The 12,130-nt window shown below is 72.6% G+C and carries 10 protein-coding genes; 5 read left to right on the forward strand and 5 right to left on the reverse strand.

Annotated elements, in window-relative coordinates:
• Positions 1-105: 105 nt before the first annotated feature.
• The gene (locus ACFY1S_RS20560; RefSeq protein ID WP_387120325.1) at positions 106-3,873 is read right to left on the reverse strand and encodes a S8 family serine peptidase; all 3,768 of its coding nucleotides are present in this window, start codon (positions 3,871-3,873) and stop codon (positions 106-108) included.
• Positions 3,874-4,042: 169 nt separating this feature from the next.
• Here ACFY1S_RS20560 and ACFY1S_RS20565 point away from each other — a divergent pair, with 169 nt between their 5' ends.
• The gene (locus tag ACFY1S_RS20565) at positions 4,043-4,294 is read left to right on the forward strand and encodes a hypothetical protein (protein WP_357984266.1); all 252 of its coding nucleotides are present in this window, start codon (positions 4,043-4,045) and stop codon (positions 4,292-4,294) included.
• A 14-nt stretch (positions 4,295-4,308) separates the two neighbouring features.
• Here the strand turns inward: ACFY1S_RS20565 and ACFY1S_RS20570 are convergent, their stop codons facing one another.
• Positions 4,309-5,631 (reverse strand): ABC transporter substrate-binding protein, encoded by a 1,323-nt coding sequence (locus tag ACFY1S_RS20570; RefSeq protein ID WP_387120329.1) that lies wholly within the window; start codon positions 5,629-5,631, stop codon positions 4,309-4,311.
• A 151-nt stretch (positions 5,632-5,782) separates the two neighbouring features.
• Here ACFY1S_RS20570 and ACFY1S_RS20575 point away from each other — a divergent pair, with 151 nt between their 5' ends.
• Positions 5,783-6,616, forward strand: a complete 834-nt coding sequence (locus ACFY1S_RS20575; protein WP_387120332.1) for a phosphoribosylaminoimidazolesuccinocarboxamide synthase — start codon at positions 5,783-5,785, stop codon at positions 6,614-6,616.
• A 10-nt stretch (positions 6,617-6,626) separates the two neighbouring features.
• On the opposite strand, the gene glpK is transcribed toward ACFY1S_RS20575, so the two are convergent.
• A complete protein-coding gene (gene glpK / locus ACFY1S_RS20580) occupies positions 6,627-8,111 on the reverse strand; it encodes a glycerol kinase GlpK (RefSeq protein WP_387120335.1) in 1,485 nt (494 codons plus the stop codon).
• Positions 8,112-8,188: 77 nt separating this feature from the next.
• Between glpK and ACFY1S_RS20585 the strand changes: the two genes are divergently transcribed.
• Positions 8,189-9,127: a ribose-phosphate pyrophosphokinase gene (locus ACFY1S_RS20585; RefSeq protein ID WP_357984278.1), complete on the forward strand. Its 939-nt coding sequence runs from the start codon at positions 8,189-8,191 to the stop codon at positions 9,125-9,127.
• 55 nt (positions 9,128-9,182) lie between these two features.
• On the opposite strand, the gene ACFY1S_RS20590 is transcribed toward ACFY1S_RS20585, so the two are convergent.
• Positions 9,183-9,638, reverse strand: coding sequence for an ATP-binding protein (locus ACFY1S_RS20590; RefSeq protein ID WP_364374227.1), 456 nt, complete (start codon positions 9,636-9,638; stop codon positions 9,183-9,185).
• Between the two features lie 120 nt (positions 9,639-9,758).
• Between ACFY1S_RS20590 and macS the strand changes: the two genes are divergently transcribed.
• Both macS and ACFY1S_RS20600 read left to right on the forward strand, forming a co-directional pair.
• Positions 9,759-10,883 carry a MacS family sensor histidine kinase gene (gene macS / locus ACFY1S_RS20595; protein WP_387120339.1) on the forward strand — a complete coding sequence of 375 codons (1,125 nt, stop codon included), beginning with the start codon at positions 9,759-9,761 and terminating at the stop codon, positions 10,881-10,883.
• Positions 10,880-11,545, forward strand: a complete 666-nt coding sequence (locus tag ACFY1S_RS20600; protein WP_364374222.1) for a response regulator transcription factor — start codon at positions 10,880-10,882, stop codon at positions 11,543-11,545. Before macS ends, ACFY1S_RS20600 begins: the two co-directional genes overlap by 4 nt.
• Before the next feature lie 6 nt (positions 11,546-11,551).
• On the opposite strand, the gene ACFY1S_RS20605 is transcribed toward ACFY1S_RS20600, so the two are convergent.
• Positions 11,552-12,124 (reverse strand): DUF5709 domain-containing protein, encoded by a 573-nt coding sequence (locus ACFY1S_RS20605; RefSeq protein WP_203175605.1) that lies wholly within the window; start codon positions 12,122-12,124, stop codon positions 11,552-11,554.
• Positions 12,125-12,130: the final 6 nt, after the last annotated feature.

Here is a 12,130-nt window from a genome sequence, read left to right on the forward strand (position 1 = left end):
ACAGCCCCCCCCCCCGGCCGCGGGGGGGGGGGGGGGGGGTTCCCCCCTCCGCCGGCCCCCCGGGGGGGGGGGGGGGCCCCCCCGCCCCCCCACCCCTCGCGGATGTCACCTGAGGCCGAAGGCCCGCATGACGGTCTGGGTGACGCCGCCGCCGTTGCGCTGCGTGGCGGTGACCCGCAGGGACACGTGGTCAGCCCGCTGCGGCGCGCTCAGGGACGCCGTCCAGACGCCCCCGCGCACCTTGAGGTCCTGCCGGTGCCAGGTGCGCCCGTCGTCGTAGGAGACCTCCAGGCCGAGCGAGGAGACCCCGTCCCGGGCCGCGGCGCTGCCCACCACCACCGGTGTGATCGCCAGGTCGGTCCGGCGTGCCGCGCGGCCCGCCAGGTCCAGGTCCGTCCCGTAGTCCAGCTGGACCAGCGGGATGGCCTGCACGCCCTCGGCCGCGCCGGAGAGGAAACTCCAGTCGGTGCGGGTGGTGGAGGAGTACGGGCTGTAGGCCAGGTTGGTCTCCGTCTCGACGACCAGCCGGTACGGCAGCGTCTGCGGTGACAGGTCGCCGGCGAAGAGCTCCGGCCAGTTCTCGAACTGGAGCAGCTGCCTGTCGCCCTGGTAGAGCGAGATCCGTTGCAACATGCCGGCGCCGCCGCTGTGCGCGGCTCCCGCGTCGCCGAACCCCTGGATGTAGGCGCTGATTCCGTACTCGCCGCGGAACGGGATGTCGTAGGTGAGCAGGCGTGGCCGGGTGATCGGCCCGAACCAACGGTCCTTCTGGACGCTGCCCGGCCGGTAGGTGATCTCGTCGGTGTTCGACCGCGACCAGTTGACGACGTCGGCGACCTGCTTCCACCTGATGCCCTCGCCCGCCGAGACCCAGTCGGTACGCGCACCCGGTGCGACCGGTTGGAACGGGAACGGGCGGGCCGCCGCCCACTCGTACGGCGGGAAGTCCATCCGCGTCTCGGCGGCCTGCTGGCCCGGCGGCGGTGCGAACTCGAGATCGATCCGCGCGAGGTCGCGGGGAGCCGTCCTGGCCGACGGGTCCCGGGGGACCCCGCCACGGTGGTAGTCCACGAGGTCGTACAGGTACGCCGACGAGGGGTGGGCGGTTACCGTGAGCCGTACGCCCTTGCGGCCGGCGGCGGTGATCTTCGTGATCAGGGTCTCTCCCTCGCCCCTGACCAGCGAGGCGACCGGGATCGGCCCGGCCGTCGTGCCGTCCGGGTTTCCGGACCACTCGCTGGCACGGCCCTCGCCGTCGTTGACCACCAGCAGCAGCGCCGCGCCGGCGGCGTGCGCCGCGGCCACCTGATCCGTGCGGGTCGCGGCGGCGTCGGCGCGGACGACCACGGCGCTGCCGCGGGCGGACACGCCTGTGTACTCGGCCGTCGAGCCGGTGCCGGCGAAGACGGCGTCCAGGCGTACGGTGCCGTCGGGCAGCGGCCGGGAGCCGGGCTGCACGAGGGGGTCGCCGGCGCGGTGGCCGTTGTGGACGAGCTCCAGCGGCGTCTGCTCGGCGCGGATCCGGGTGGTGAAGACGAAACTGCCCTTCTTCACCGCGCTCCCGGTCGGCAGCGCCCACAGGCTGTCATAGAGGGTGCCGGGCCAGAACGTCTCGCGCAGGGCGTTCGGGTCGCTGGGCGTCGGCTCGCTGGACGTGAAGGAGCGGTAGACGTCGATTCGACTGTTGGTGACGGCGGTCGGCTTCGCTGTCACCACCCGCACCTGGCGGGCCTTTGAGGCGTCGAGGTCCACGACCCGGTCGGCGGTCAGCTCCACCTCCGGGGCGGTGAGCATCGCGAGGCCGAGGGAGTGGGCGCCGTGCAGGCCCTCCACGTCGGCGGCGGCGACGAGAGTGTAGGAGCCGGGCTCCCAACGGCTGGTGAGCTCTCCGTCCCGCACCCACATGAAGGTGGAGACCCCGTCGGCGCTGACGATCTCCACCTCGCCGCTCATCGGACGACCGCTGCGGTCCTTCAGGTGGACGGTGAGGTCGTACTTCCTGGATTCCACCGCGACCCCGACCGCCGTGTGCACCGCACCGGCGGCGTGGCGTGCGGTGACCTGGGCGGAGAACCGGCCCGCGGCGAGACCCCGCGGGTCCACCACCACGTCGACCGCGGAGGCTCCCCGGGCCGGCACCGTAACCTGGCTGGCGTCCACCGTGAACGTCGTCGCGGGGGAGTCGCCACGATCGACGGCGAGATCAAGCGTAACCGGACTGTCAGTGGTGTTGGTGTAAGTGATCTTCCGGCTGATCCGTTGCGGCTGGGTACCGGGCGACCAACCGACCAGACCCGCGTCCACCGACCCGGTCGCGATGATCTGATCCTGGTGGTAGGCGGCGGCCACGTTCAGCCGCCCGCTGCCGGCCCGGTAAGCGTTGTAGTCCGGCGTACGCGCGCTGGTGCCCATCAGAGCGTCCTTGATCTGCTGCGCGCTCCATTGCGGGTGTTTCTGAGCCAGCAGAGCGGCGGCGCCGGCCACGTGGGGCGCGGCCATCGAGGTGCCGCTGTCCACCTGGTAGAAGCCCTCACCCCAGGGGATGTGCTGCGAGCGGGCCGCCAGCACGTCCACGCCGGGGGCGGTCATGTCGGGCTTCAGGGCGTCGTCGGTCATCCGCGGCCCGGCGCTGGAGAAGTCCGCCAGGTGATCGGTGCCGTCGACCGCGCCGATGGTGAGCGCGGCGTCCGCGGTTCCCGGCGCTCCGAGGGTGTACGGGTCGGGCCCGCCGTTGCCGGCGGCGACCACGAAGAGCGCGCCGGTCTCGGCGGTCAACTGGTTCAGGGACTGGCTCAGCGGGTCGTCCTGGGTGTGCCAGGCGCTGACGCCCAGGCTCATGTTGATGACCTTGGCGTGTTCGGTACGCGCCGCCCACTCCATGCCCGCGATGATCCCCGAGATCGACCCGCTCCCGTTGCTGTCGAGGACCTTGCCGATCACCAGTTGGGCGTCGGGCGCGACTCCCCGTTCCTTCCCGTCGGATGCGGCGCCCGTCCCGGCGACGGTCGAGGCGGTGTGGGTGCCGTGCCCGTTGCGGTCGACGACGTCCTCACCGGGGATGAAGCTCCTGGACGCGACCACGCGGTCCGCGAGATCCGGATGGGTCGTGTCCACTCCGGTGTCCAGGACGGCGACGCGGACGCCGCTGCCCGTACCCCCGGCGGCCCACGCCGCGGGGGCGCCGATCTGCGCCGTGGTGTCGGCGAGGGCCGCCTTCGCCCTGCCGTCGAGCCACACCCGGTCGACGCCGGCCGTGAAGGAGGGCGCCGGGGTGCCGGCGGACCGGCCGGTCGGGCGGGCGTACGCGCCGTCGCCGGTGAGGGCCGACCAGAAGTCGGCCGTCTGGGACCGGCGGGTACGAACCGCCTCGCCGCGCACGGAGGGGAGGTCCAGGACTGTCTCCGCACCCGGCAGCGCGGTTCCGCCGCGGCGGGCGACCGAGTCCGTCGTACGGGTGACGATCAGCGGGAGTGCGCTGGTGCGCGCGTCGTCGAAGCCCTGGGCGACGAGTTGGGTGACGTCGAAGAGCTGCCGGTCGAGTCGTCCGGTCGCGAGATAGGGCAGCGCCTCGTCGGGATACACAAACGTGTCCCCGTTCTCCGTGGCGACGCGTACGGCCCCGGTGGCGCCCGGCGCGCGCTCGACGTCCACGGTGGGCGGTGTCCCGTCGCGTCCCGGGGTCAGCGTCACCTTGTCGCCGGTGATCAGCGTGACCGTGACGGGTGCGCGGTGTGCGCCGCCGGCCGGGGCCGGTGGTGCCGGCGGCGGTGGGGACGCGGGGGCGCTGTGCGCCGCAGTGGGGGTGACCAGGGCGGCGACGAGGGTGACGCCGACCGCCGCTGCCGCAGATCTTCGGATGGGAGAGAGCCGCACAGTGCCTCCAGAGTTGACCAGTTGGCGAATCTGATCACTTCCGGAGATTCATGTAAAGATCATCATCTTTGCCGGGAGGTTGCGAGATCGTTGCGGCCGGGCCGCCCGGTCCCGTGAATTCGGCATGGACTGACGTGCCGATGTTGCGCCCTTCGGCGAGGATGGGCACATGTCTTCATTCGGTAGGTGGTGGGGCCGGCTCGGCGCGGTCCTCGGTACGGTCGTGCTGGCGGTCTTCGTGCCGGTGGCGGCCTGGGCGTCGACGGGCACCGGCGAACTGGTGGTGGAGGCGGCGCGGCGGCGGTCCCGCGGCGGCGGCTTCGGCTTCCTCGGGCTGCTCTGCTGCCTGGTGGTGGTGGCGGTCATCGTGTTCCTGGTGCTTCGCCTGACCCGTAACCGTCGGGGCGGCCCGCCGCGCTGACCGGCCGCCGGTGCTCAGCCTGCGAGCGCCGCGATGGCCTGGGACAGGAAGCGTGCGGTGGCCTCACGGGTGCCGTCCCGCTTGACGCGGATGCGCTCGGCGGCGGTGACCAGCAGGGTCCGTACCCTTGCGTGCCCCTTGGGCGGTGGCGCCGGCGCCGGGCCGAGCTGGTCGGCGATGCTGGCGCCGAACGCGGCGGCCCGTCGCTGGACGGGGTCGGCGACGCTGCCCTCGGCGTAGCGGCGGACGGCGAGGCTGGGGTTCAGGCCACGCTCGTGGCCGAGGACGGTGCCGGCCTCGCCGTTCGTGGTCAGGAAGTTGATGACGTCGGCGACCGTGTCCGGGTGGCGGGTGCCCCGGAACGCCGCCCAGTACATCGACGCCCGCGCCCACTGCGCCCCGGATGGGCCGGGGAAGCCGACCACACCCAACTCGGCCCCGGTGAGTCGTTGCATCTCCGGTAGCTGGTGCGACCAGGCGAAGGACGCGGCGGTCAGGCCGGTAACGACCAGTTGCCGGGCCGGCTCGCCACTGTCGGCCTGCTCGATCAGCGCCGCGCCGGGCGTCGCCCGGTCGGCGCGGGCCCGCTGCCAGAGCTCGAACCAGCTGATCAGCTCGTCCGCGCCGAAGCCCAACTGCCGCCCCCGGTAGAACTCGCCGCCCTGCGAACGCAGCCACAGCCAGAGCGCGCGGTAGTCGCCGGACCCGTCCATGGTGCCCGCCACCCGGCCGTCGCCGGCCTCGGTGACCTGCGTCGCCCAGGAGATGTAGTCGGTCCAGCTCATCGCCGCGCGCGGCTCCGGCATCCGCAACTCCCGCAGCAGGTCCCGGTTGAAGACCACCCCGGCGAGGGTCTGCCCAGCGGCGACGGCCATCGTCCGGCCTTCCACAGTGCCGTAGCGGATCAGGCCCTCCGGCAGGCCGCGCAGGTCCACCCGGTGATCGGCGACTCGGTCGGTGAGGTCGAGGAGGATCTGGCGTTGGCTGTAGTCGGCGAGCACGGAGTCGTCGATCTGGATCAGATCCGGCACGTTGCCGCCGGCCGCCTGGGTGGCCAGCCGCTCGTAGTAGCCGTCGACGCCCTGCCAGGTGACCCGGAAGGTGACCCGGGGGTTGCGCGCCGAGTAGAGCCGCAGCACCTTCTCGGTGAGTTCCGCCCGCCTCGGGCCACCCCACCAGAAGACCGACAGCTCGACAGGCCCGTCCTGGCTGGACGTGGTGGCGCCGTCGCTGCACCCGGCCAGCCCGCCGGCAGCCAGCAGGGGAGCGCCGGCCAGCGCGGTGAGCAGGCGGCGTCGGCCCGGGTCGGCGTCGATCGGAGGTCGAACAACGGGCACGGGGGTCTCCTGGCACCTGCGTGGGCGACGGTCGGACCATTCACGCAGGCGGCGCAGGAGGGTGTCAACGTCCGTCCGGTCACCCCGGCGTCCGCGCCCGGCGCGGGTGGGCGAATCAGGCTCCCCGATGCCGCGTGGTGTACTAGGGCGCGTGGAACTTCTGCACTCGGGCAAGGTTCGGGACGTCTACGCCGACGGCGACGACCTGATCCTGGTCGCATCGGACCGGATCTCGATCTACGACGTGGCGCTGCCGACGCCGATCCCGGACAAGGGTCGCCTGCTCACCGCGCTCTCGCTCTGGTGGTTCGAGCAGCTCGCCGACCTGGTGCCGAACCACGTCATCTCCGCCACCGACGTGCCCGCCGAGTTCGCCGGGCGGGCCATCCGCTGCCAGCGGCTCGACATGGTCCCGGTCGAGTGCGTCGCCCGCGGTTACCTCACCGGCGGCGGCCTGCGGGAGTACGAGCAGACCGGCGCGGTGTCCGGCATAACCCTGCCCCGAGGGCTCGGCGAGGCGTCGATCCTGCCCGAGCCGATCTTCACGCCGTCGAGCAAGGCCCCGATGGGCGAGCACGACGAACCCATCACGTACGACGACGTGGTGGCGAAGGTGGGGCAGGAGACCGCCGAGCGGCTGCGGCAGATCACCATCGACATCTACCGGCGCGGCGCCGAGCTGGCCGCCGACCGGGGCATCCTGATCGCCGACACCAAGATCGAGCTGGGCTGGGCGCCGGACGGCACCCTGGTCCTCGCCGACGAGCTGCTCACCTCCGACTCGTCGCGGTTCTGGCCGGCGGAGTCGTACCAGCCGGGGCGGGTGCAGTTCTCCTACGACAAGCAGTACGTGCGCGACTGGGCCACCGGCAGCGGCTGGAACAAGCAGGCCCCCGCGCCGGACGTGCCCGACGAGGTGGTCGAGGTGACCCGCGCCCGCTACATCGAGGTCTACGAGAAGCTCACCGGCAACAGCTGGGAGTGACCGCCGGCCGTCACTCCACCCAGTCGAGGGTGCGCTGCACGGCCTTGCGCCACTGGCGCAGCTCCCGCTCGCGCAGGTCCGGGGCCATGGACGGCTGCCACTGGGCGTCGGAGCGCCACTTCGCGCGCAGGGTGGCCAGGTCGGGCCAGAAGCCGACCGCCAGGCCGGCCGCGTACGCCGCGCCGAGGCAGGTGGTCTCGGTGATCCGGGAGCGGATGACAGGCACGTCGAGCACGTCGGCGAGGAACTGCATGAGCAGGGCGTTCGCGGTCATCCCGCCGTCCACGCGGAGCCGGCGCAGCGCCACGTCGGAGTCGGCGTCCATCGCGTCGACCACCTCGCGGGTCTGCCACGCCGACGCCTCCAGCACCGCCCGGGCCAGGTGCCCCTTGGTGATGTAGCCGGTCAGGCCGGCGATGACGCCCCGTGCGTCGCTCCGCCAGTGCGGGGCGAACAGCCCGGAGAACGCCGGCACCACGTAGCAGCCGCCGTTGTCGTCCACGGTGCGGGCCAGGGCCTCCACCTCGGCCGCGGAGGAGATCAACCCGAGGTTGTCCCGCAGCCACTGCACGAGCGAGCCGGTGACGGCGATGGCGCCCTCCAGGGCGTACGCCGGGGGTTGGCCCTTGATCTGGTAGGCGACTGTGGTGAGCAGGCCGTGCGTCGAGGGGACAGGGGTGGCCCCGGTGTTGAGCAGCAGGAAGCTGCCGGTGCCGTAGGTGCACTTCGCCTCGCCCGGCTGGAAACAGGTCTGCCCGAACAGTGCGGCCTGCTGGTCACCGAGCGCGCTGGCCACCGGCACCCCGGCGAGCACACCGTTGGCCGTGCCGTACACCTCGGCGGAGCAGCGGATCTCCGGGAGCATCGCCGCCGGTACGCCCATCGCGTCCAGCAGCTCCGGGTCCCAGTCGAGCGTCGTGAGGTCCATCAGCATGGTCCGGCTGGCGTTCGTCACGTCGGTGACGTGCGCGCCTGTCAGCTTCCAGATCAGCCAGCTGTCCATGGTGCCGAACAGCACCTCGCCGCGTTCGGCGCGCTCACGCAGGCCGTCGACCTCGTCGAGCAGCCAGCGCAGCTTCGGCCCGGCGAAGTAGGTGGCCAGCGGCAGGCCCGTGCGGGTCCGGAACCGCTCCTCGCCGTACGTCGAGGCCAGCTCGCGCAGCAGCGGCCCGGTGCGGGTGTCCTGCCAGACGATGGCGTTGGCCACCGGGCGGCCGGTGGCCCGGTCCCAGACGACAGTGGTCTCCCGCTGGTTGGTGATGCCCACGGCGGCGAGCCCTGCCGCGTCGGTGCCGGCGGCCCGCAGCGCCTCGGCGACCACCTGCTGGACGTTGTCCCAGATCTCCTCGGCGTCGTGCTCCACCCAACCCGGCCGGGGGAAGATCTGCCGGTGTTCGCGTTGGGCCACGGCGACGATGTCCCCGGCGGAGTCGAAGACGATGCACCGCGAGGAGGTGGTGCCCTGGTCGATGGCGGCGACGTACTCGGGGGTCACCGCAGCACCGTACCCGGACCGGCGGTGAGGTGCGACCGCCGTCACGTCGGCCCACGCGTCGCCTACGATGTGCGAACGTGCGCGACATCGCCGTTTTCAGTGGAACCGCCCATCCCGACCTCGCCGCCGAGATCTGCGCCCATCTGGGGGTGCCGCTGCATCCGGTGCGGGTCTCCCGGTTCGCGAACGACTGCCTGGAAGTCCAGTTGCAGGCCAACTGCCGCGAGCGGGACGTGTTCCTGATCCAGCCGCTGGTGCCGCCGGTGCAGGAGAACCTGGTCGAGCTGCTGCTCATGATCGACGCGGCCCGGGGGGCGTCCGCCGGGCGGATCACCGTGGTGCTGCCGCACTACGCGTACGCCCGCTCGGACAAGAAGGACGCCCCACGGATCTCGATCGGCGCCCGGCTCGTCGCCGACCTGCTCACCTCGGCCGGCGCGGACCGGGTGCTCGCGATGACCCTGCACTCGCCGCAGGTGCACGGCTTCTTCAGCGTCCCGGTGGACCACCTGCATGCGCTGCGGGAGCTGGCCACCCATTTCCGCCGCTACGACCTGAGCGACACCGTGGTGGTCTCGCCCGACCTGGGTAACGCCAAGGAGGCAGCTGCCTTCGCCAGGTTGCTGGGCACGCCCGTGGCGGCCGGGGCGAAGCAGCGGTTCAGCGACGACCTCGTCAAGATCAGCGCGGTGATCGGCGAGGTGGCCGACCGGGACGTCATCGTGCTGGACGACGAGATCGCCAAGGGCAGCACGGTGGTCGAGCTGATGGAGCACCTGCGCGGCCTGAAGGTCCGCTCGATCCGGTTGGCCTGCACGCACGGACTCTTCTCCGGCGACGCCCTGCACCGGCTCAGCGACCAGGACGGCGTACTGGAGATCGTCTGCACCAACACGGTCCCCATCGCCGCCGAGAAGCGGGTGCCGAAACTCCAGGTGCTCTCGGTGGCGCCCGCCCTGGCCGAGGCGATGCGGCGGATACACAACGGGGAGTCCGTCTCGGCGCTCTTCGCCTGACCCGTCCTCGCCGATCCGGTGACTGCGGGATCGGCGCGGCGGGGCCGCGCCCGGGTCAGCGCGTGGTGCGGTAGTGGTCGGTGAGGCCGGCCATGATGCGGACAGTTGTGCCTGTGGTGCCGGTGGCGACCTCCATGGCGTCGGTCAGCTCGCGGGCCAGCCAGAGACCCCAGCCGCCGGCCGTGTCCGGCGCCGGACGACTGCGGTCGCCCAGCCGTTGCGGGCTGATCCCGTGCCCGTGGTCGGCGACCTCGCAGACCAGTGCCCCTGGCTCCTGCCAGAGCCGCAGCCAACCCCGCCCACCGCCGTGCCGCACCGCGTTCGTGATCAGTTCGTTGATCGCCAGCACGAAGTCGTCGAGCCGTTGGCCGGTCAGCCCGCAGGCGTGCGCGCAGGAGGTGACCGAGTGTCGGATCTCGGTCACCTGGGCCTGGTCAAAGGCTTCGGCGATAAGGAGGGCGGGTTCGATGGGCACAACCGTACGCGGTGCGTGCGGATCTGCGTTCGTCATGGGCCCGTCCCGACGGCGAAGCTCGAAGTATTTCGCGGCATTTCCACCGTACGTCAGGGTTTCCCGAACCGCACTCGCCGCCTACCGCGCGCCCGGCCCCGCTGTGGCATCCTGACCGCCATGTCGTCACCGCCGGGCGGTTTCGAGGTGCCACTCTGGCGTGCCCTAGCGGTGTTCCGGGTGGCGTCCCTCGGGTACGTGTGCGTGCTCTCGGTACGCGACGCCGACAGGTACGCCCACCCGTACGCCGCCGGCGCCCTGGTCCTGGTCATGATCGCCTGGACCACGGCGACTGCCATCGGCTACGCCCGCCCGGCCTGGCGGCGCTGGCCGCTGCTGCTGGCCGACCTCGGGGTGGTGGTGGCCATCGTGCTGTCCACCCCCTGGGTGGTCGGCCGGACGGCGCTCGCCCACGGCGTACCCACCCTGGGGGTGGCCTGGATGGCCGGCCCGGTGCTGGCCTGGGCCGTCTCCGGCGGACGCCGTCGCGGCACTGTGGCGGCGCTCGTGGTCGCCGGCGCGGACCTGGCCACCCGGGAACGGATCGGCCAGTCCTCGTTCACAGGCGTGATCCTGATGCTGCTCGCCGGGGTGGTGGTCGGGCACGTGGCCCGACTCGCGGTGGCCGCCGAGGAGCGGCTGCAACGCGCGGTCGAGCTGGAGGCGGCAACCCGGGAGCGGGAGCGGCTGGCCCGGGACATCCACGACTCGGTGCTCCAGGTGCTGGCGCTCGTGCAGCGGCGCGGCGCGGACCTGCCCGGCGAGGCCGGCGACCTGGCCCGGCTCGCCGGTGAGCAGGAAGCGGCGCTGCGGGCACTGATCGCGGGCACCGCCACCCCCGGCGGGTCGGACGCCGACACGGTGGACCTGCGGAGCCTGCTCGGGCGGTACGCCTCGTCGGCGGTGTCGCTCTCGGCCCCCGCCACCCCGGTGTCACTGCCCCGGCAGGTGGCCGGGGATCTGGCGGCCGCGACCGGCGCGGCCCTGGACAACGTGGGACGGCACGCAGGCGGACGGGCCTGGGTACTGATCGAGGACGAGGGGACGACTGTGACCGTGTCGATCCGGGACGAGGGGCCCGGCATTCCGGACGGCCGGCTGACCGAAGCCGCCGACCAGGGTCGGCTCGGTGTGAGCCAGTCGATCCGGGGCCGGGTCACCGACCTGGGCGGGACGGTCCGGATCATCTCGGCGCCGGAGGCCGGGACCGAGATCGAACTGACAGTGCCGAGGGCGCGGCGATGACGCAGGTGCGGGTGATGGTCGTCGACGACCATCCGATGTGGCGCGAGGGCGTGGCCCGCGACCTCACCGAGGCCGGCTTCCTGGTGGTGGCGACCAGCGGGGAGGGGCGGCAGGCGGTCCGGGTCGCCGCCGCCGCCCGCCCCGACGTGGTCGTCCTCGACCTGCAACTACCTGACATCTCCGGGGTCGAGGTGATCCTCGGGTTGCGCGCGGCGTTGCCCGACGTGCGGGTGCTCATGCTCAGCGCCAGCGGGGAACAGCAGAGCGTGCTGGACGCGGTCAAGGCGGGCGCCACCGGCTACCTGGTGAAGTCGACCGCGCCTGCCGAGTTCCTCGACGCCGTACGCCGCACCGCGGCGGGCGACCCGGTCTTCACCCCCGGCCTGGCGGGGCTTGTCCTCGGCGAGTACCGCCGGCTGGCAGCCGGGCCGGTGGCCGGGCCGGGCGACGGTACGGAACCGGGCGCGCCCCGGCTCACCGACCGGGAGACCGAGGTACTGCGGCTGGTGGCGAAGGGGATGTCGTACAAGCAGATCGCCCAGCGGCTCGGGCTGTCGCACCGCACCGTGCAGAACCACGTGCAGAACACGCTGGGCAAACTGCAGCTGCACAACCGGGTCGAGCTGACCCGGTACGCCATCGAACGCGGCCTGGACGACTGACCGGCCTCAGACCGAGCGCGGCGGCTCCGTCTCGTGGATGGCCAGCTCCTCGGCGCTCGCCCCGCCACCTGCCGAGCCGGCGTCGTACGCCACCGAGTCGGTCTCCTGGTCGGTGTGCGCCCCCTCGTCCGGTTCGACAAGCCGACCCACAGTCGCGTCGGCCACAGTGCCGAGCTGGCCGTGGTCGTAGAGGGAGACCGGCGAGTTCGGGTCGGAGGTGGGCCCCGGGTCCATCACGTCGGCGTCGAGCTGGGCCTCCGCGGCGGCCTCCAGGTTGTCCGCCTCGAAGGCGATCTTCGGGTCGATCGTCCCGGCCAGCGGGTCGTCCGCCGGGCGCTCGTAGACCTCCCGGTCGAGCTTGTAGTCCAACGACTCGCCGTCGAGCTGCTCCTCGGCGGTGGTCCCGAACCGGTCCACCGCGACCGGCGTGCGGTCGCCGGGCAGCTGGGCCGGGTCCGGGCCGTCCGCCTCGCGCCCGGTGAGGACGTCGTCGTTGGCTGTCGAGTCGTCATCGGCGGTGTCCGGCAGCCCCTGGGACTCGGTGTCGGACACGGGGGTCGGGTACTCGTTGTCGCGCATGTCTGA

Origin of the sequence: Micromonospora sp. NPDC000663 (genome assembly GCF_042898105.1) — a bacterium.
In the GTDB taxonomy this organism is placed as follows: Bacteria; Actinomycetota; Actinomycetes; order Mycobacteriales; family Micromonosporaceae; genus Micromonospora.

Excerpts from the sequence above, each read along its gene's own strand:
- ACFY1S_RS20565 (WP_357984266.1), top strand. The coding sequence starts at position 4,043 with ATGTCTTCATTCGGTAGGTGGTGGGGCCGGCTCGGCGCGGTCCTCGGT.
- ACFY1S_RS20590 (WP_364374227.1), bottom strand. The coding sequence starts at position 9,638 with ATGACGAACGCAGATCCGCACGCACCGCGTACGGTTGTGCCCATCGAA.
- macS (WP_387120339.1), top strand. The coding sequence starts at position 9,759 with ATGTCGTCACCGCCGGGCGGTTTCGAGGTGCCACTCTGGCGTGCCCTA.
- ACFY1S_RS20600 (WP_364374222.1), top strand. The coding sequence starts at position 10,880 with ATGACGCAGGTGCGGGTGATGGTCGTCGACGACCATCCGATGTGGCGC.
- ACFY1S_RS20605 (WP_203175605.1), bottom strand. The coding sequence starts at position 12,124 with ATGCGCGACAACGAGTACCCGACCCCCGTGTCCGACACCGAGTCCCAG.